Genomic DNA, 19,136 nt, shown 5'->3' with positions numbered 1-19,136 from the left:
GGCCGAAAATCTAGCAATTTATTCTTTTCCAGGCTAGAGCATACCGTTTAGGCTGTTTTCATTTTTGTATTTTAGGGCTATGAGCTTGAATTTTGTAATCTTTTTAAGCATAGTTCTCGTTGTTCTTCTACTCTGCATGTTCGTGGTGAATCCTATTGCCCGAAAAATTGCAGAAAAGACTCCCAACAAGTTTGACGATCTCCTTGTAGAAAAACGGTTCTTTTCTAGGGCTTTGCAGCTTGTTCCCGCAACAATTTTTAGCGCAGCCTTTGCCCGCTTTGTGGAGCAGCAGTCCCTTGTGTACGATATTTGTACCCGTGTTTCTGCAGTATGGTTTGCCCTGATTGCCTTTGCGGCGGGAAGCTCCTTCTTTGATGTGGTCGAAACCTTGAACGACCAGAACCAAAGACGAAAGAACAAATCTTTCCACGGAACATTCCAGGCGGTTAAACTGATTTTGTTCTGCGTTTGTGCCATTGTTGTCATATCGCAGGTCATTGGCAAGAGCCCCGTATTCATACTCTCCGCTATGGGTGCCGCCGCAACCATCTTGATGTTGATCTTTAGGGATTCCATTCTGGGCGTAGTTTCGGGTATCCAGATTAATTTGTCTGACTTGCTCCGCAAAGGGGATTGGATTGAGATTGAACGTCACCATACTGATGGTACAGTCATCGACATTACTCTTACCTCTGTGAAAATCAGAAACTGGGACAAGACCATTTCGGTAATTCCTGCTTATGACCTCATTACCAACAGTTTCAAGAACTGGCGCGGAATGGAAGAATCCGGTGGTCGCCGAATCAAGCGTTCACTTTTCATTGATCAGCAGAGCATTCGCTTCTTGACTGAAGAAGAAATCGAACGATTGTCTAAGATTGAAATCTTGAAACCCTACATGGATGAAAAGCGCGTAGAGTTGGCTTCGGAATTTACCGCCAAGTATGGGGAAAATGCCGTGCCTACAGAATTAGACATGGTGAATAGTCGTCACATGACTAACATCGGAACTTTCCGCGCTTATTGTACGGCGTACTTACGCTCTCTAAAAAATGTGGCGCAGGACATGACCTTGATGACACGCCAGCTGGCGCCAACTCCCGAAGGCTTGCCTCTTGAAATTTATGCATTCGCTAATGTTACCCAGTGGGTGGCCTACGAAGGAATCCAGTCTGACATATTTGACCACCTGATTGCTGTGCTGCCTGAATTCGGACTTAGTTTGTTCCAATACGCAGGGTATTTGAGAAAGTAATTTATGGATTTGTTTGTAGAATAAATCTTGAAAAACGGGTGGTTTGAGGAATCTATGAAAAATATGAAGCCGAATTTTGGATTTAGTGCGATTGCAGTTGGTGCTTTTGCCATGGCTTTGGGTCTTGCCGCCTGTGGCGACGGCGAATCTTCAAACGGACCGGCTAATGATGACGACTCTTCTTCCTCCAGTGTCATCCTGAGCTCCTCCTCTAGTGTCATCCTGAGCTCCTCCTCTAGTGTCATCCTGAGCGATAGCGAAGGATCCAGCAGCTCTGTTGCAAGTTCGTCAAGCGCTAAGAACAGTAGCAGTGTCAAAGCTGCTTGGGCATACTTGAATCCAAACATTGACTACGGCGAGTTTACTGATGAACGCGACGGTCAAGTTTACAAGACAGTCACCATCGGCACCCAGACCTGGATGGCCGAAAACCTGAACTACGCATACACTGGCGTGAAGTTCAACTACGAAGGTTACACTTCCGATTCCACCAGCTGGTGCTACGAAAACAAGGCTTCCAACTGCGACAAGTACGGTCGCCTTTATACCTGGAGTGCCGTGATGGATAGTGCTGCCCAGTTTAATGTAAATGCAGGAACCAAGTGTGGCTATGGCAAGACCTGCACCCCCAACAGCCCCCACCGCGGTATTTGTCCCGAAGGCTGGCATGTGCCCAACGATGCTGAATGGAATACTCTGTGGACTGTGGTAGGTGGAACCAGGATTGCCGCAGCAAAACTAAAATCTACCAGCGGCTGGTACCATAAAGGTAACGGTACTGATTCCTTCGGTTTCACTGTTCTTCCGGCAGGCCTCCGCGGCATCGATGATGGCGATTTCATGAGAGAGGAAGACATCGCTGACTTCTGGAGTTCTGGTGAGTACAAGAGCTACTCCGCGTACTCTTGGACATTCCACTGCGACTACGGCGACGTGGCCCGTATCCGCGTCGATAAGTACGAAGGTTATTCCGTACGTTGTCTCAGGGATTCCGACGAGGGGGTCGGAGCCTCCTCGTCGAGCTCGCAGGCGAAGCCGACGAACTCTTCCTCCAGCGTCAAATATGGTTCGTTAAACGATTCTCGCGACGGTCGAACTTACAAGACCGTTTCCATCGGTACACAGACCTGGATGGCGGAGAACTTGAACTACAATACAAACAAAAGTTACTGCTATGAAAGTGAAACAAGAAATTGTTCTAAGTATGGCCGTTTATATGAATGGTCTGCTGCTATGGATGCTTGCCCTACAGGTTGGCACTTACCAAGTTACACGGAATGGGATACTCTGTGGACTGCCGTAGGTGGAATCAGTTCTGCCGGTAGGTCACTGAAATCTACCAGTGGTTGGTTTAGTGGTGGCAATGGTACCGATTCCTTCGACTTCGCGGTTCTGCCGGCAGGCTATCGCGGCGATGATGAACATTCCTACGACGAAGGCGAAAGCACAATCTTCTGGAGTTCTACTGAACTCTATAGAAACTATGCGTACGGTTGGTTCTTCAACTACAACATCGACGACGTGCCCGACGCATGGCTCAATAAGCTGAACTCCGGTGCTTACGTTCGTTGTCTCAGGGACTCTAGCGAGGGGAGCGAAACTTCCTCTTCCTCCAGCGTTGAATATGGATCGTTAACTGATTCTCGCGACGGTCAAAATTACAAGACAATAACCATCGGAACCCAGACCTGGATGGCGGAGAACTTGAACTATAACCCGGGCGATGTCTCTAGTATGGGCTCCTACGCATGGAGCGGCTGTTACGGTGACGGAGGCTACGATTATTCCAGTAATAAAAATTTGACTGCTGAAGAAATTGCTGCAAATTGTACAACATACGGTCGTCTGTATACTTGGGAAGTTGCCATGGATGAAGCTGCCTGTACTTATGGCAAAACCTGCGGAGTTTCCCTTAATCCAACAACTCCGGTTCGCGGTGTTTGCCCCCAGGGCTGGCACTTGCCGAGCTATAGGGAATTTGAAACATTGATCAATTACATTGATCCGTCATTCGGATATGGACATGCCAGTAACGTCAGTTCATCTACTGCGGGCGAGTTCTTGAAGTCCAAGTCCGGTTGGAAATTTGGAGGCAACGGAACGGATACCTATGGTTTCTCTGCGCTCCCCGGTGGCGGCAGAGAAATCGCCGGTGAATTCGACTATATCGGTTACGACGCTAACTTCTGGTCGTCGGGTGAGGACTATAGTAACAACGCCTTCTTCTTGGACCTGGACTCCGCTGAGGAGAGTGCGATACTCAACTACAGCAACAAGAACTTCGCAAAGTCGGTTCGTTGTCTCCAAGACTAGTTTCTATCTGCTTAATTCCACCACGTAGTCGGCGGCGTTTACAAAATCCTGGGCGTGTTCGATGGCCACTATGGTGTGGCCCGCTTCCGTGAGGCCGCGGATCAGCTCTAGCAGGTGATTGATATCGACCTGATGGAGGCCGCGTGCGGGCTCATCGAACAAGAATAATGTGTTGGGAGCCTTGGCTCTGGCCAGGGCGATAGACAAACGTAAACGGGCTCGTTCGCCACCGGAAATGTGGGCCGTGCTTTGCCCCAGACGGATGTAGTCGAGGCCTGTGTCTACAAGAGGTTTCAACTTATCGGCGAAAGGCTTCATGTCGTAGAAAAGCTTGTAGGCGTTCCCGATTTCCATATCCAGAATGTCGGCGATGGATTTGCTCTTGAAACGGATGTCTAGGACTTCATCCTTGAAACGTCTGCCCAGACAAACGGGGCATTCGTTTTCTTCATAGCCGGAGGGGTCCAGGATGACGCCTTCTCCCTTGCAGTTTTCGCAGCGTCCGCCAGCAGCGTGGGTGGCGAATTTGGCGGCGTTGTAACCACGGACTTTGCTTTCGGGCATTTTTGCGAAAAGGTCCCGCAAAAGGTTGCTCATGTTGGTGGCGCTTAATACCGTACTGCGACGGTTTCCATGAAAATCGCCTGTAGAAAGTATGGATAGGGCATCGATTCCCAAGGGGGCGAATTCGCCGGCTTCTGCGCGAGGTGCCAGATTCTTGAACATGAGGGTAGACTTACCGCTACCGCTCTGGCCTGTGATCACGCTGAACTTCTTTAAAGGGAAATCTGCCGAAACGGATTTCATATCGAAGAGGGCAAAATCGCGAACGAGAATGGATGCTCCTGGATTCTGCTCCTTCGAACCTAATTCAACTAGGGGACTAAAGTCCCTAGTTTCATATATCGCCTTCGGCTCAGAATGACGTTCAGTCTCGCGCCTCGTGCCTTTCAAATACTTAATCCAGTTTCCGGTGGGGGAGACGGGGTTGTTCAAAATCTCTGCGGCGGATCCCATGTGCAGCACTTCTCCGCCTTTTTCTCCTGCGCCCGGTCCCATTTCTATTATCCAGTCAGCTTTCTCGATAATGGCTGGATTGTGTTCTATAAGGACTAGAGTATTCCCGCGGGCCTGCACTTTTTTAAGGACGTTCCAGAGGGCTTCCACGTCGTTTTTGTGGAGACCACTTGCCGGTTCATCTAGCGCAATCAGCAAATTGTTTAAATGACCTGTAGAAAGGCTTGCCAAACGGAGACGCTGGATTTCGCCTCCGGAAAGGGTGGTGCCTGCGCGGCCCGGAGTCAAGTAACCGATGCCAAGTTCGTTGATGGCCTGAATTCGTTCGGACAGGGATGCCGTAAGACGGGACAAAGTTGCCTGCCTACTTTCTTGTATGGGACCGTCAAAAACCGCGTGGATTTTTTCTTCCAGGTTTGTGAAGGGTGTCGTCAGCAAGTCGCTCCAGCGGGTTCCCTGAACTGTGGCGTTGAGCAGACCTTTCTTGAGACGGAGACCTTTACATTCCGTGCAATCTTCGATGTTGCCGTCTTTTTCGCAGGTGCCGGTTCCACCACAGGTGGGGCAGACGGAACTTCTGCAGTAGGGGGAGAAGTCCGAGGCGTCCAAGGCGTGAAAGTCCGCAGCACCGTGTTCCTTACAGCTGGGGACTGTGCTAAATACTCGGCGATTGCCGTTTTCATCTAGTGTAACTTCGGTGTGAGTTAGCTTAAGGACTCCGTCAACGGCTTCGGCAATTCTCGTGCGGGTGTTGGAACGGACTATGATTCTGTCCACAACGATAAAGAATTCACTGGGGCAGATTGCTCGTTGATCGTCTGTTAGGTCTGCTAGAGAAATGACTTGGTCGTCAGCAACGGCACGGGTAAAACCCTGGGCCAGGAAAGCGGCTGAAAGTTTGTCTAGCGATTGGCCGCTACGTTTGCGACCGGAGGCGTCCTCACTTGCACCGGTGTCGATTCGGGCGAAAAATTGCAGTTTGGTTCCTTCGGGAAGGCTCGCAACCTGGCGGATAATGTCTTCGCGGCTAGTGCTTTCCATGGGCTTGCCGCAAACAGGGCAGGCCGGTTTGGCGAAAGCTGCGAATAGAGTTCGCAAACTGCTGTCGCATTCAGAAATGCTTAAGGCGTAGGACTTGGCGCTGGCTTCTCCGTGGCTTGGGCCAATGGCAAGGCTAGCGGGCAGACCGTCAGCACTGTCAAGGGGTATAACCTTACGACCGCCCAGCATTTCGGCTGCGTAGGGCGATAGGGTTTCTAGATACCTGCGCTTGGATTCTCCGTGTAATGTATCAAGGACCAGGGTCGACTTTCCACACCCCGAAGGTCCGCAGACAACCGTAATCTTCCCCAAGGGGAATTGGACATCCACATTCCTTAGGTTGTGGAGTCTGCATCCACGAAGTGTTATAAAGTCAGACGTACTGAACCCTATTCCTTAATGGTAAAGCGGAGTTCGCCAAAGGGGGTGCAGAAGTCCAGATTTTCCAATCCGTTTTCTTCGATGCCGTTGAACATGCGATAACCGCCACCCACAGAAACTTCCAGCATCTTGGTAACGCGGTAGTTGAAGTGAACGGCCATATCGGCTACAAAGAAGTAATCTTCGGAAGAAAAATTGTTGTCGCCATTTTCGATGACATTGATGGCGCCGCCACCCACTTCGATGGGAACGGAAATGCTGAATGCTTCATTGATGCGCACCGGGAACAGTTCGATGAAGGCTCCAAAGGAATTGTAGTCCAACATCTGCTTCTGGGACACATTATAATTGCGAATGTCGCTGATGAGGAAGTTGGCGAAAAGGCCGGAGGCCAGCAGGTTGTTCCACTGGATACCGATTCGCAGATTGGCGAAGATGGCTCCGTCGTCAGCAACCAGGGAATTACCTCCACCGATGCCAAGGAAGGCCTTCCAACCGTCATTCACCTTTTCTTCGGGGGTGAACTTGACTGATTGCAGTTCGGCGTTGGCGGTGGATGCCAGACCCATGAGGGCAAGGCCCGTAATCAAAATCTTCTTGAAAATCATAGACGATCCTCCGTTGTAAGTCCGTGCCCTTCGGCTGTAATTCCATCCCAGTTCCAGGTACGGTTTGCGGCTTCGGGCCAGTTGCAAATGGTCCATACCAGACTGTTGCCGCACAAGATGATAATCCAGATTCCGAAAACGAGGAAAAGCACCAGGGGAATAAAAGCTAAGGACCCATAGAAAATAGACATTCTTGTGACCAGTGCGGTCTGGATGAGCACCAAAATCTTCACATAGGCGATAATGCAGATCCAGGCCAGCAGGGATACTCCGATAGAGGTCAATATCAGTTGCTTCTTGGTGTAGGATCGCTTTTCTGCGGGCCGGGCCGGCAAGGCGTACAATACCATGAAAATCATCAAGATTACAGCAAACTGGAAAGAAGAGAACCAGAATGCATTAATGAGGGTCTTGATGACAGAGGGCGGGAAATGCAAACCATCTACCACGATCAGGGAAAGGGCTTCCTGCAGCTGGTTTACAAGACCTGCGTAAATGCCGATGATGCCTGCATATACCAGCAACAGGGGGATGGCGATACGGATCTGCTTGTGGAGGGGGCGAGAAGTCTTGTTTTCCCAAACGACGTTGAAATTGGATTCCAGACTTCCGAAAGACAGAATGAAGGTGACGAAAAGACCCAATGCGCCGATGAAGCCCAGTCGACCGATAGGTACGTGTTCTGCATTCTGCACGATGGCTACCAGGGGTTCTGTGGGCCAGTCCAAATCAAGAATGTCAAAGAGGTGGGGGAGGTAATCAGAGAAGAAACTACCAAAGCCGGCAGAAATAGTTATGGAAGTCAGCAGGATCAGCATGGGGACCACAGCCAAGAAACTGGTGTAGGTCAAGGCTGCTGCACGGGTAAGACCATGGAAATACAGGAAAGACTTGCCAGCGATTACTGCAATCTTTATAGGGGTCGGAGAAACGGCGGCCAATGCGTCGAATATTCGTTCCCAGGAAAAATTTTTAAACCATTCGGGCATAGTGGGGGCAAATTTAAAAAATTATTGCCTGTCCGAAAGTGCGTTGGTCAATGCCTTTACCAAATCAGCGGTGTTGATTGGTTTTGCGACATGCCCATTCATACCGATATTCAGTGCTTTCTGACGATCTTCGTCAAAGGCGTTTGCTGTCATGGCCACAATGGGAATTTTTCGCTTGTTTTTATTCTTGAATTGCCTAATATGTCGAGTGGCTTCATACCCATCCATAATCGGCATTTGAATGTCCATGAGAACTATGTCATAATAATTGTAATCCTGGGCCTCTATCATCTTGATACAGGATTGCCCGTCGGCTGCTCGTTCTATGGTGAATCCTAGTTCTTCAAGGAGTGCTTCTGCAATTTCTGCGTTTAGGTCGTTATCTTCTACGAGGAGAATTCGCTTCCCCTGGAAGGATTTGGATTCCGAGGTTGATTCTTCGTGGACTTTCCCGTTGGCGTTCTCGTTTACCTGTTTTGCGGCGTAAATTTGTTCGGCCGTGGGGAGACGCAGGTAAAGAACGATGGTTATCTTCGTTCCTTTGCCGACTTTACTCTGAATGTCTATGGTGCCGTTCATTAAATCGATCAGGCGCTTGACAATGGGCATGCCAAGACCACTTCCGCTAATCTTGCTCTCCGTGGAATTTTTTTCTCGAGAGAATTCCTCGAAGATGTGGGGGAGGTAATCCTTGTTGATGCCGATGCCTGAATCTTCTGCGATGGCTGTATACATGGTGTAGCCGGGTCGATCGCATTTAGATTCTGTCAGGGATAGGTGAACAAAGCCGCCAGAAGGGGTGTACTTGATGGCGTTGCTTACGATATTTAACACTAGTTCCCTAATCTTCATTTCGTCGCCGATGACGTAATCGTTGATCAGGTTAGAATCGTTGCGAAAATCCAGCCCTTTTTCGTGTGCGAGATCGGTGAATACGGCATCGGTAACATTCTGGAAATTCTTTACATAGATGATGTCTTCTTCAAGAGTCATCTTACCGCTTTCGATGCGGGCCATTTCAAGAACATTGTTGATTAGGGAAAGGAGAAATTTGCTGGAGGCCTGAAGCTTGTTTAGATAGTCTGCGATTTTTTCTGGATTGCCTAAATTCTTTTGCATCAGGTTGGCAAAGCCGATGATGGCGTTCATGGGTGTACGAATGTCGTGGCTCATGCTAAAGAGGAAACTGCTTTTTGCCTTGTTAGCAAAAATCTGCATCTGCAGTTCTCTTTTGCGGACTGCTGCAAGGGAATGCATGTATAACAGGAAAAGTAGTGTTGCTAAAATCAGGAACGATGTGAGAAGGGATCCCCTCATTGCCTTTAGGGTGTTCCAACCACCTATAGGTTCCAAGGTAATGTGCCAGGTATCGTTAAGAATGTCAAATGATAGCTGAACATCCTTACCAATCTTTCCGTTGTTGAAATTGGTCAGGATAAATCCATTTTTATCTAGAACTGCAGTGGAGTCCGGTTCCTTCCATACGGCAAAATTGTAATTAGAAAAATGGAGATTGTTCGATATCTGGTTCAGAAGTAAACCTTTGTCCAGAACGACAATGGAAAATCCAATGAATTCTTCGTTGATAAAGGCAGGATTTCGTAGGATAAAGCCTTCGCCGCCTTCTATCAGGTTGTGGGGGCCGGCAATGGTTGCCTTGCGGTCTTCTAGGGCTTTTTGTGACTTTAATCCCTGAACGGGATCTTCTAACATATTGAAATTCGCCGTAGCAGAATCCACTTCGTCGGGGAATGCATACTTGATGATTCCCTTGGGTGCAAAGTACATGCTACCGATGGCCAGATTGTCGCGGGTCAGTTCTAGGCAGATTTCGTTAAAGTCTTTAAGGAATACGTCCCCATAAACTTTGTGGAGGTCAATCAACAACTTGGTCGTTTCAAAACTCTTGTTGAGCTCGCTCTGGATGCTGGCCACAATCTCTTCTGCGTGGGCCTTGGCTTCTGTCTTGATTTGTTTTTCTACGGAGAAATAGGTGGAAATGATGAATATCGATTCCAGTACAACGCAAATGAAAACTAGGGGCAGATAAACATGAATCTTGTCGGATCTTGAATTTTTGTTAGATGGTTGTGTCATGGACTCCTTCTCTAGTTTTGGTTACCGAGAATTCTCGTAAGTTCCTGCAAGAGCATTTTGACATTGATTGGCTTGGATAGGTGGCCGTTCATGCCTGCCATAAATGCGGCTCGTTTATCTTCTTCGAATGCGTTAGCTGTGAGAGCAATAATTGGAATTGTCGCTTTCTTGGTGTCGCTCAGACTGCGGATAATGCGAGTTGCTTCATAACCGTTAATTTTGGGCATCTGGATGTCCATAAGGATTATGTTGTAGTAATTGTCGCTTGCCTTGCTTAACAGTTCTGCACAACAATGCCCGTCTACGGCGCGATCTACAGCGAATCCCACCTCCGTCAGAAGTGTTGTGGTGATTTCTGCATTTAGATCGTTGTCTTCGGCCAGAAGAACTCTATAACCCTTGAAGGATTCCTGACTGAATTTTTTATTTGCATGAACTAGCAAATCCTCTTCGCGTGCAATCTTGTGGGGAACCGTAACAATGAATGTGGTTCCGATTCCCTTTTCGCTATGGACTTCTATGGTTCCGTTCATCAGATCCACAAGTCTCTTGACGATTGACATGCCAAGACCAGAACCTTCAATCCTATTTCCGATAGAGGTATTTTCTCGAGCGAATTCTTCAAATACATGGGGGAGGAATTCCTTGGACATACCACAACCGGTGTCGGTAATTGTGGTTTGATAGAGACACCATCCCTCGGTATTGTAGGGCAGTTCCTTCAAGTTCATATGGACACTGCCACCGTAGGTGGTGTATTTGTAGGCGTTGGAAAGAATGTTCAGGAATATTTCACGCATTTTGATAGTGTCACACAACACGTTGTGGTGCTGGACTTCTATGGTTCGGGTGAACTTGATTCCCTTGTTCTTCATCATTTCCTGAAAAACGGAAAATAAGGTGTCGTTAAACTGTTCCGTACTCCAGGCGTTTTCTTCAATTTTTTCGGCGCCCTTTTCAATGCGAGCCATTTCCAACACGTTGTTAATGATGGACAGGAGTGTTGTACTGGAGTCTTGGATTTTCTTGAGGTAATTGTTTCGTTTCTCTGGATCTTCCTGGTATTTTTGCAGAAGGTCTGTGAAGCCTATGATGGCATTCATGGGGGTTCGAATGTCATGGCTCATGTTGAACAGGAACGTTGTTTTGGCGTTATTCGCTTCTTCTGCCTGTTTGCGAGAAAATTCCAGTTTTTTGTTCAGCCTTTCTTTTTCAAGTGCATCTTTTTTGGTGTGGTAGATGTTTCTGTTAAGAAGAATTATGATGAGCAACATAATTCCAAGGAAAATTGAACCGATGGAAATAATGCGGCTTTTTACAAAATCAATGAATGTGACGTTGTAGAATTCGTCCATGTATTTGTAGGCTGTATTGATGCCAAAATCTCGGCCGGTCAACTTTAGACCTCGGTTCAGTAGGAGGAGCAGGCCCACATTCCCCTTCTTGACGCCCAGGTAGCTGTTGCCGGAGGCGTTCAATTGCATCAATGAGAGGTTGTTGAATTCGCTGTTGCTGCGAATCAAATTTACGCGAAGGCCGTTGATGATGGTGACCGCGTTTTCGTTCTTGACTGCATAAAGAGCATCTTCGATTGAATTCTTGTAAAGAATTTCTGCGTCGGGGTAGTTTCTCTTGACGAATTTTTCTTGCAGTTCGTTGTTCTTGTTGATTGCAAAAAGTTTGATCTTTTCTTGACTTAAGTTACCCTGGTAGACAAGGTCTAACCCTGTTGAAACCACTGCGGTGGTAGTGTTCATTCCACTTCTGTCAATATCCCAGATTTGCCCTCCGATGGGGAAAATTGCGTCAATTTGATTTTCGGTCAGTGCGTCGATCATTGGCTGGAAACTGTAGAACGACTGGTAGGATACGACGAGCGAATCCCTTAGTTTTAGATGGTCGAGAGCGGCGTCCATAACTTCGGTGATCAGCCCGTAGGCGTTTCCGTCCTTATCGCTCTTGCTGTAGGGGAGGTAGTCTCCTAGATATCCGATGCGCAGTGTGTCATGGGTAGAAACCCACTGCAACTCTTCTTCAGAAAGTTGGCTATTGGCCATGGTGGCCCCATAGCTTTTGTACTGTAGACTTTGAAGAAAATAGGGGTTCATCTCTTGCAAAATTTCAAGAGATCGATTTAAGTCGGTCAAGAGGTCCTTGCGCTTCTTGGCAACGGCCAGGTAGAATGGTTCTTCACCCACTTTGGCTACGGGCGAGTAACCAACGGTGGTGTTGATGTTGTTGTCTGTTGCGACAATGCCGTCTAGTTTACCGTTGGTGAAATCTTCGTCTCGTCCGCGGAATCCGTCATAGTAGATGTAGTCTAGGCTTGCCTGGTTTTCTTCGGCCCATTGGATCAGGTGCGTGGTCATGCGGTTGTTGTTGATACAACCGATTTTTTTCCCGATAAAGGTCGTGATGTCGGAAACGTCCATGGTCCGCTTTTTGTCGTGCTGATACAGGTAGTATCTGTCGGTTCCCATGGCATGAATGGGAAACAGCATCTTGGAGCTACGTTCCTTGGTGTACGAAACTCCGGCAAGGACGTCGATGTCGCCGTTTTCAAGTTTTTCTAATAGGTCGACCCATTGGCCGTACTCGTAAGAGAACTGCCAACCGCTGTAGTCTGCGATTTTTAGAAGGTATTCGTAGGCGTAACCTCTTTTGGGCTCATCGTCGCTCATTCCCTCTTGGAACATATCGCTATGGTACCAGCCGACCTTGACGATTTTTTCCGCGGAATCGGCGACGGCCGGGCTACTGGCGAACATCACGACGAATGTTGCCACGAGTAATAAGAGTCTTACAATAGACAGGGGCTCAACTTTACTACGAATCATACCAAACCTTTACAGCTTGGTTTGAAATATAGAATAGAAATCTTATTTAAATATTACTAAAGCCCTTTTAGAAAGGTCTGCTGATTAATTTTTCAAGATGATCTTGAGAGTCTCCATCAGCTTTTCCACGTTGATGGGCTTTGCCACATGTCCGTTCATTCCTGCGTCAAAGGCCTTCTTGCGGTCTTCGTCAAAGGCATTCGCCGTCATGGCGACAATAGGAATAGTAGACTTCTCGGAATCGGCTAGACTTCTAATTTGTCTGGAAGCTTCGTAACCGTCCATAATGGGCATCTGGATGTCCATCAGGATCAGCTTGAAAGTGTTTGCCGGAACTTCGTTGATTTTATCGACAGCTTCTTTACCGTTGTTCACTACGGTCACTTCAAAGCCGGCTTCGGTAAGCAGCGTAGAAGCGATTTCCTGGTTAAGCGGGTTGTCTTCTGCCAGTAAGATGGGTGCTCCCTCGAAGTCGTATCCGTTGACAGTTTTATTCTTGGCAGTTCCGGCCGGTCTGGTCAATACATCGCGCAGTTCCGACATGAATAGCGGCTTAGAACAGAACGCGGTTACGCCAGCCTTAAGTGCTTCTTCTTCAATTTCGCTCCAGTCATATGCGGTAAGGATAATAATCTGTTTTCCTTCTCCGATAATCTTGCGGATTCGGCGTACGGTTTCAATGCCGTTCATGTCCGGCATCTGCCAGTCAATAATGAACGTGTGGAAGTCTTCTCCCTGATCCACTGCGTCTTGGGTTCTAAGGACAGCTTCTCTTCCGGATATTGTCCATTCCGGGCGCATGCCGATAGTTCTCAACATCTTGCTTACACTTAGGCAGGTGTTGGAATCGTCATCGACAATCAGGGCTCTCAAGCCCATAAGCTGAGATACGGAAACGTTTCTTGTGGGACCCTTACACAGTTTAAATTCCAGGGAGACGATAAATTCTGTGCCTTTACCTTCTGCAGAAACGATTTCGATGTTTCCGTTCATCATATTGACGATGTTCTTGGTAATGGCCATACCCAGGCCAGTTCCCTGGATGCCGGAAACAGTGGAGGATTCTTCTCTGGAGAAAGCATCAAAAATATGCTTCTGGAATTCTTCGCTAATACCGATACCGTTGTCCTTGACGCTGAACTCGTATCGGGCGTAATCCTTAGTGGTGCAAGGCTTTTCAAGAACCCTCAGGCTAATTGTGCCTCCGTTATGGGTGAACTTGATTGCATTGCTCAGAAGGTTTAACAAGACCTGGTTTAGACGGAGTTTGTCTACAATGACGTCTTCGTTGACTACGTCCATGGCGTCGATAAACAGCTCCTGCTGTTTGCGGAGGATGTTTGCCTGTACGATAGTCTTGATGTCGTGGAGCAGGTCAGGCAGATGACATTCGCGTTCTTCCAACTTGACCTTCCCGCTTTCGATGCGGCGCATGTCAAGAACGTCGTTAATCAGGGACAGGAGATGTTCACTGGAGGTGGTAATCTTTCCGAGGTAGTCAGAAAGTTTTTCCTTGTCGTCCATGTGAGTGGCGGCGAGTGTCGTGAAACCGATAATGGCATTCATGGGGGTGCGGATATCGTGGCTCATGTTGTTCAGGAAGAACGTCTTGGCCTTGTTTGCCTGTTCCGCCTGTTCAAGAGCTTCCTGCAGGTTCTGTTCCGTCTTTTTCTGACGGTTGATTTCCTGTGAAATGTAGAGTACGTGCGTCGGCTCGCCCTTTTCGTTGCGACGGGCTACAATGATGCTGACTCCGCACCAACCTTGAATTTTACCGACGTACTCTTCATAAATGGAATCTGAATTTGCCAGTTTGTTTTTCCAGCTGGCGATATTGTTGAATTCTCGTATAATAGGCTTGAACTTGTCCTGAATCATGTTCTCAGCCATCAGGTTCAATGCCTGCTGGGCGTCATTTCTTAAATGTCCGACGGCTTTTTCAATGGATTCGAATGTATGTAGAATGGTGAAGGTATTTTGGGGAATGTTGACCAGGAATACACTATGGTACAAGTCGCTAATGGAGTTAATCACGTCCAACTGCATACTGAGTCGTTCGTTTTGTTCCTTTTCCCTGGCGGTTTCCCTCTTGATTCGTCTGTAGCGGCTGATGATGAATGCGGATATCAATACGAAAAATGCGGCAAGCAGCGAGAAGAAGAGCGCTGCATGGTCGGAAATTGTTTCTACTAGACTCGGCTGATACAGTTTTTCTGCGTACTGATAGGCCAGGTTTAACGTATATTCTGCGCCTGTCAATGCAATTCCTCGATTCAATATCTTCAGGAAAGGTTCGTTTCCGTTGGCAACGCCGAAATACTTGTCGTCGGGGATGTTTAGCAACTTAACCGACAGGTTAGAATATTGGCGGTTCTTTAGTAGGTGGATGGATCGGAGATTTCCTAGAATTGTTGCATTGACCTGGCCTTTCTGTACGGCGTCAAGGCACTCCTGGATTGAATTGTAATAAACGATTTTTGCATTGGGGAAGTTGTCCTGGATGTTGTAATCCATGACCCTGTTGTTCTTGTTGACTGCAAAACTGGAAACCGTATTCTTGTTGAAGACGTTCTTGTAGACTAGGTTCAATTCGGATCGTATGACTGGGGCTGATTCTCGGATTCCCGCCTGTTCTGCCCTATATAGACTGCCTCCTGCAGGGAAGGCTACGTCCTGTTCGCCCTTGACAAGGGCGGAAATCATTTCATCGTAGGAATCGTATCCCTTATACTTGAGGAATAATTTTTTTGAAGTGATGTGACCTGCCATTTCAGGGAATATTTCGCTCACGATGCCTGAGGGCTTGTCGCTGCTTGCTACGATGCGGTCTGAGTGGTTTTGTTCCGCGTTTTTGTCGTTATCCCTGTCGTCGCTGTAGGGGAGCATGTTGCGGAGATAGCCGATCCTGATGGTGTCGTGGTTTGCAAGCCAAATCTTTTCTGGCAATGTCAATGTTTTTGAGGCGGCACCGGCGCGCATGTACTTGTCGTACAGTTTGGCCATGATAATCGGGTCGTCGGTCATTAACTGTCCGATGGCCCGGTTTAACTCACCAAATAGGTCGGGGCGTTTCTTGGTAACGCACAGATAAAAATTTGTATTTCCCATTCTCAAGAAAGTTTCTGTACCTTCCTGAACACTGGATCCTGCGTTTTCAACGATGGCGGCGTCAATGGAATTTGTGCTCAGGGCCTGGTCTCGGGAACTAATGTCATCGAATACGATAATGTTGGCTTTGACATGTCTGGATTGCAGAAGCGTAATGAGTGCCAGTTCCATAGCTCCGCGGAGTGTCCCGATTTTCTTGTCCTGGAGGGAGGTAGGATCCTCGTGAATAGACGTGTTGTTGGATTTCTTGATCAAGTGGTAGATGTCGCGGCCCATGGGAGCTTGAGGGAAGAACATTTTGGCCTCTCGTTCCGGGGTGCGGGCGAGACCTGCAAACAGGTCTATTTCGCCGTCAATGAATTTCTGATAGAGTTCTTCATAGGGTCCGTAGACATACTCGTAACGCCAGCCAGAGTACTGGGCGATGCGTTGGTAATATTCGTAACCGAAGCCATACAGCGGAGATCCCTGTCCGCCTTCCTGAAAACTTTCGTTCTGATAGTATCCTACACGGACAGTCTTTGGCTTCTTGTCTCCACGATTGTGGACATTTTTAGGCCCAGGTTGGGCGTTTGCTGTGTAGGCGAAAGCCAGAATAATTGCGAAAAAATATGAGAAAAATCTTTTCATAGGGCACTCTAGAGTCTATTCAATCATAAATGATAGTTTTTTGTAAGAAAAAATGAAAAATGTTAAACGATTTTATCATTCCATATCGGGGTATTTTTTAAAGGGATGTTGACAGAATGTCAATAAAAATATCTTACAAAAGTGTAACTGTGGACAATTTTAGTATATATTTGTCTACAGTTTTAAGATAGGTGTGGTGTGTATGCGTAATATTTCAAAGGCATTACTTATTGGGTCTGCTCTTTTGAGCATGAATGGTTTGGTTTTCGCTGCTCCCAAGCAGATGGAAAATTTGACTCGCGGTCTTGTTGCTGCGAATGTGGGTAAGGGTATGCTGGTAAGCTGGCGCTTACTAGGCTCTGATGATCCGCAAACGGAGTTTAATCTTTATAGGGATGGTACAAAGATTGCGTCCATCAAGGGAACCGATGGCACAAACTATCTGGATGCAGAAGGTAAGACTTCTTCCGGATATCAGGTGACTGCTGTCTTGAATGGTAAGGAAAGTGCCAAATCTGGATTATCTGTAGTTTTGGGCCAGACCGTTTCTAATAGCGGAAAGTCTTTCCCCTACAAGACCATTAAACTTGAAGTTCCCGCAAAGCAGACCATGCCTGATGGTGAAATCTGCACATATACTCCTAACGACATGAGCGCTGCTGACCTGGATGGTGACGGCGAACTTGAATTGATTTTGAAGTGGGATCCGTCCAATGCCCACGATAACTCCCAGGGTGGTTACACAGGCACCGTATTCATTGATGCCTATAAGTTGGATGGAACCCGTTTGTGGCGTATCGACATGGGTAAGAATATCCGTGCTGGCGCCCATTATACCCAGTTCCAGGTCTATGACTACGATGGTGACGGCAAGGCCGAAATGATCGTGAAGACTGCCGACGGAACCATTGACGGTACGGGCAAGGCCATTGGCGACAAGTCCAAGGATTACCGTAATTCCGGTGGAACTGTTCTTGATGGCCCCGAATACCTGACAGTCTTCCGTGGTGTAGATGGAGCCGCCATCACTACCATTGATTTTGTTCCCAGCCGTAATATCAACCAGCACGTAAAGGGCGTGGATAAGAAGGGCTACTGGGGCGATAACTATGGAAACCGTTGCGAACGCTATATTGCCGCCACTGCTTACCTAGATGGAGTTCATCCCAGTGCGATCTTTATTCGTGGATACTATAGTTCCTCCTACATCGTCGCTTGGGATTTTAATGGTAAGGAACTGAAGCAGCGTTGGTATCATAAGTCCGAAGATCCGGGCAAGGGTTTTTATGCCCAGGGCAACCACAATATTGTTACCGGCGATATCGATGGCGATGGCTACGATGAAATTGTTTTCGGTGGTGCCGCTTTGAACCACGACGGTACTCTTCGTTATTCTACTCAGTTGGGCCATGGGGATGCAGGTCATTTGTCTGACTTGGATCCGGATCTTCCTGGCCTGGAATTCTTTGATGTGCATGAACATACTGATGCCAAGTATACCGATGAAGTTCGCGCACCCGATGGAACCATTATTTGGGGTACTCCGCAGCCGGGTAAGGATAATGGTCGCGGCATGGCTGCTGACATTGATTCTACTCATCGTGGCTTCGAAGTGTGGTCCAGCTATAGTGGCGGCATGCATGATATCAAGGGCAAGTCCATGGGCTCTCCTGCGGTTTCCACTAACTTCCGTATTTACTTTGATGGTGACTTGCAGGACGAACTTCTTGATGGCGCTTATGTAACGAAGTTTAACATCACTAAGAGAGAATCTGAAACTTATTTCGATGGCTCAAAGGCTCTTGGCGCAACAGGTTGTAACGGCACCAAGAACACTCCCAGTCTGGTGGCAGACCTCTTTGGTGACTGGCGCGAAGAACTGGTGGTTCGTAATTCCGAAGACCCGTCCGTTCTCTACATCATCGGCACTCCGGTGACCTCACCTTATCGTGTGTACACCTTGATGCATGATCCGGTTTATCGTACAGCTATTGCTTGGCAGAATACTGCCTACAATCAGCCGCCTCACCTGGGTTATTACCTGCCGGATGCTGTCAAGAAATTAACTGCTCCTGAAATTCAGATTGTGGGCGAACCCATTGTTTCTGTTCCTGATGAAACCGATGAATATCCGGTTATTAAGGATGGAACGTCTGCGCTGGAAATCTGCAAACCTGTAGAAGGTGTTGGCTTTGAATGTCAGACGGATAATGCAGGCTTTGAACAGGATGGCTTCTACAATTTTGATAACAGCATTGGCAGTTATGGCGTGTGGGAAATCTACTCTCCCCAGGATGTAAAGACTACCTTGACCATTCGATTTGCCAATGGTGGAAATTCCAATCGTAACATGACTCTTATTGTAAATGGCAAGTCTGCAGGTACCGTGGAATTTGTTCCCGGTGGTTGGACAACCTACACGGAAGTAACTGTAAATGTAGCGCTCAAGGCCGGTAAGAATACTCTGAAATTGTCTTCTACCACTTCTGATGGTGGTCCCAATGTGGATACCTTTACCTTTGGTATGGATGGCATTGAACTCTATAATAACCAGAAAGTTCCTGAGCCGACGGATCCTGAAAATCCGGGTACTGTTCTTGCTCCCGTTCCCTTTGCTGCTGGCGTGAATGCCTATAATCCCAATACAGGTATCTTGCGCACCAATCTTTCTGGTTATGCAGAAGTTCGCATTTACGATATGCGCGGCCAGATTGTGGGTAGCATGGATGCTAAGGTTCCTGCAGGTCAGTCTGTGCTGAATATCGATCGAGATTTGCTGCCTAAGGGCAATTACGTTGTGAAGGTTATGTTGAACGGCAAGACTATTGCTAAGTCCAGTTTCTCCTTGAAGTAGTAGTGT

The 19,136-nt window shown here is 47.7% G+C and carries 9 protein-coding genes; 3 read left to right on the top strand and 6 right to left on the bottom strand.

From position 1 onward, the window contains the following. Positions 1 to 79: 79 nt before the first annotated feature. Positions 80 to 1,255 (top strand): mechanosensitive ion channel family protein, encoded by a 1,176-nt coding sequence (locus BUB73_RS06075; RefSeq protein ID WP_073158376.1) that lies wholly within the window; start codon positions 80 to 82, stop codon positions 1,253 to 1,255. 54 nt (positions 1,256 to 1,309) lie between these two features. After that, positions 1,310 to 3,568, top strand: coding sequence for a fibrobacter succinogenes major paralogous domain-containing protein (locus tag BUB73_RS06070; protein WP_073284415.1), 2,259 nt, complete (start codon positions 1,310 to 1,312; stop codon positions 3,566 to 3,568). Positions 3,569 to 3,571: 3 nt separating this feature from the next. Here the strand turns inward: BUB73_RS06070 and BUB73_RS06065 are convergent, their stop codons facing one another. From BUB73_RS06065 to BUB73_RS06040, 6 genes are all read right to left on the bottom strand, one after another. After that, on the bottom strand, positions 3,572 to 5,956 hold the full coding sequence (locus tag BUB73_RS06065) for an excinuclease ABC subunit UvrA (protein WP_249269305.1): 2,385 nt from the start codon (positions 5,954 to 5,956) through the stop codon (positions 3,572 to 3,574). A gap of 59 nt (positions 5,957 to 6,015) precedes the next feature. After that, on the bottom strand, positions 6,016 to 6,615 hold the full coding sequence (locus BUB73_RS06060) for a hypothetical protein (protein WP_073284411.1): 600 nt from the start codon (positions 6,613 to 6,615) through the stop codon (positions 6,016 to 6,018). After that, positions 6,612 to 7,604 carry a YihY/virulence factor BrkB family protein gene (locus BUB73_RS06055; protein WP_073158391.1) on the bottom strand — a complete coding sequence of 331 codons (993 nt, stop codon included), beginning with the start codon at positions 7,602 to 7,604 and terminating at the stop codon, positions 6,612 to 6,614. Before BUB73_RS06055 ends, BUB73_RS06060 begins: the two co-directional genes overlap by 4 nt. 21 nt (positions 7,605 to 7,625) lie before the next feature. Next, complete coding sequence (locus BUB73_RS06050) at positions 7,626 to 9,701, bottom strand: hybrid sensor histidine kinase/response regulator (protein WP_073284408.1); 2,076 nt, start codon at positions 9,699 to 9,701, stop codon at positions 7,626 to 7,628. A gap of 11 nt (positions 9,702 to 9,712) precedes the next feature. Then, positions 9,713 to 12,538, bottom strand: coding sequence for an ATP-binding protein (locus tag BUB73_RS06045; protein WP_083539666.1), 2,826 nt, complete (start codon positions 12,536 to 12,538; stop codon positions 9,713 to 9,715). A gap of 84 nt (positions 12,539 to 12,622) precedes the next feature. Beyond that, positions 12,623 to 16,276: a response regulator gene (locus tag BUB73_RS06040; RefSeq protein ID WP_073284406.1), complete on the bottom strand. Its 3,654-nt coding sequence runs from the start codon at positions 16,274 to 16,276 to the stop codon at positions 12,623 to 12,625. 250 nt (positions 16,277 to 16,526) lie between these two features. On the opposite strand from BUB73_RS06040, the gene BUB73_RS06035 reads away from it, so the two are divergent. Further along, positions 16,527 to 19,130 (top strand): rhamnogalacturonan lyase family protein, encoded by a 2,604-nt coding sequence (locus BUB73_RS06035; RefSeq protein WP_073284403.1) that lies wholly within the window; start codon positions 16,527 to 16,529, stop codon positions 19,128 to 19,130. The last annotated feature ends 6 nt before the right edge of the window (positions 19,131 to 19,136 follow it).

The sequence above is a fragment of the Fibrobacter sp. UWH6 genome (genome assembly GCF_900142465.1).
Taxonomy (GTDB): Bacteria; Fibrobacterota; Fibrobacteria; order Fibrobacterales; family Fibrobacteraceae; genus Fibrobacter.
Note: the sequence above shows the minus strand (reverse complement) of the source record. Positions and strands in the feature narration are given on the sequence as shown.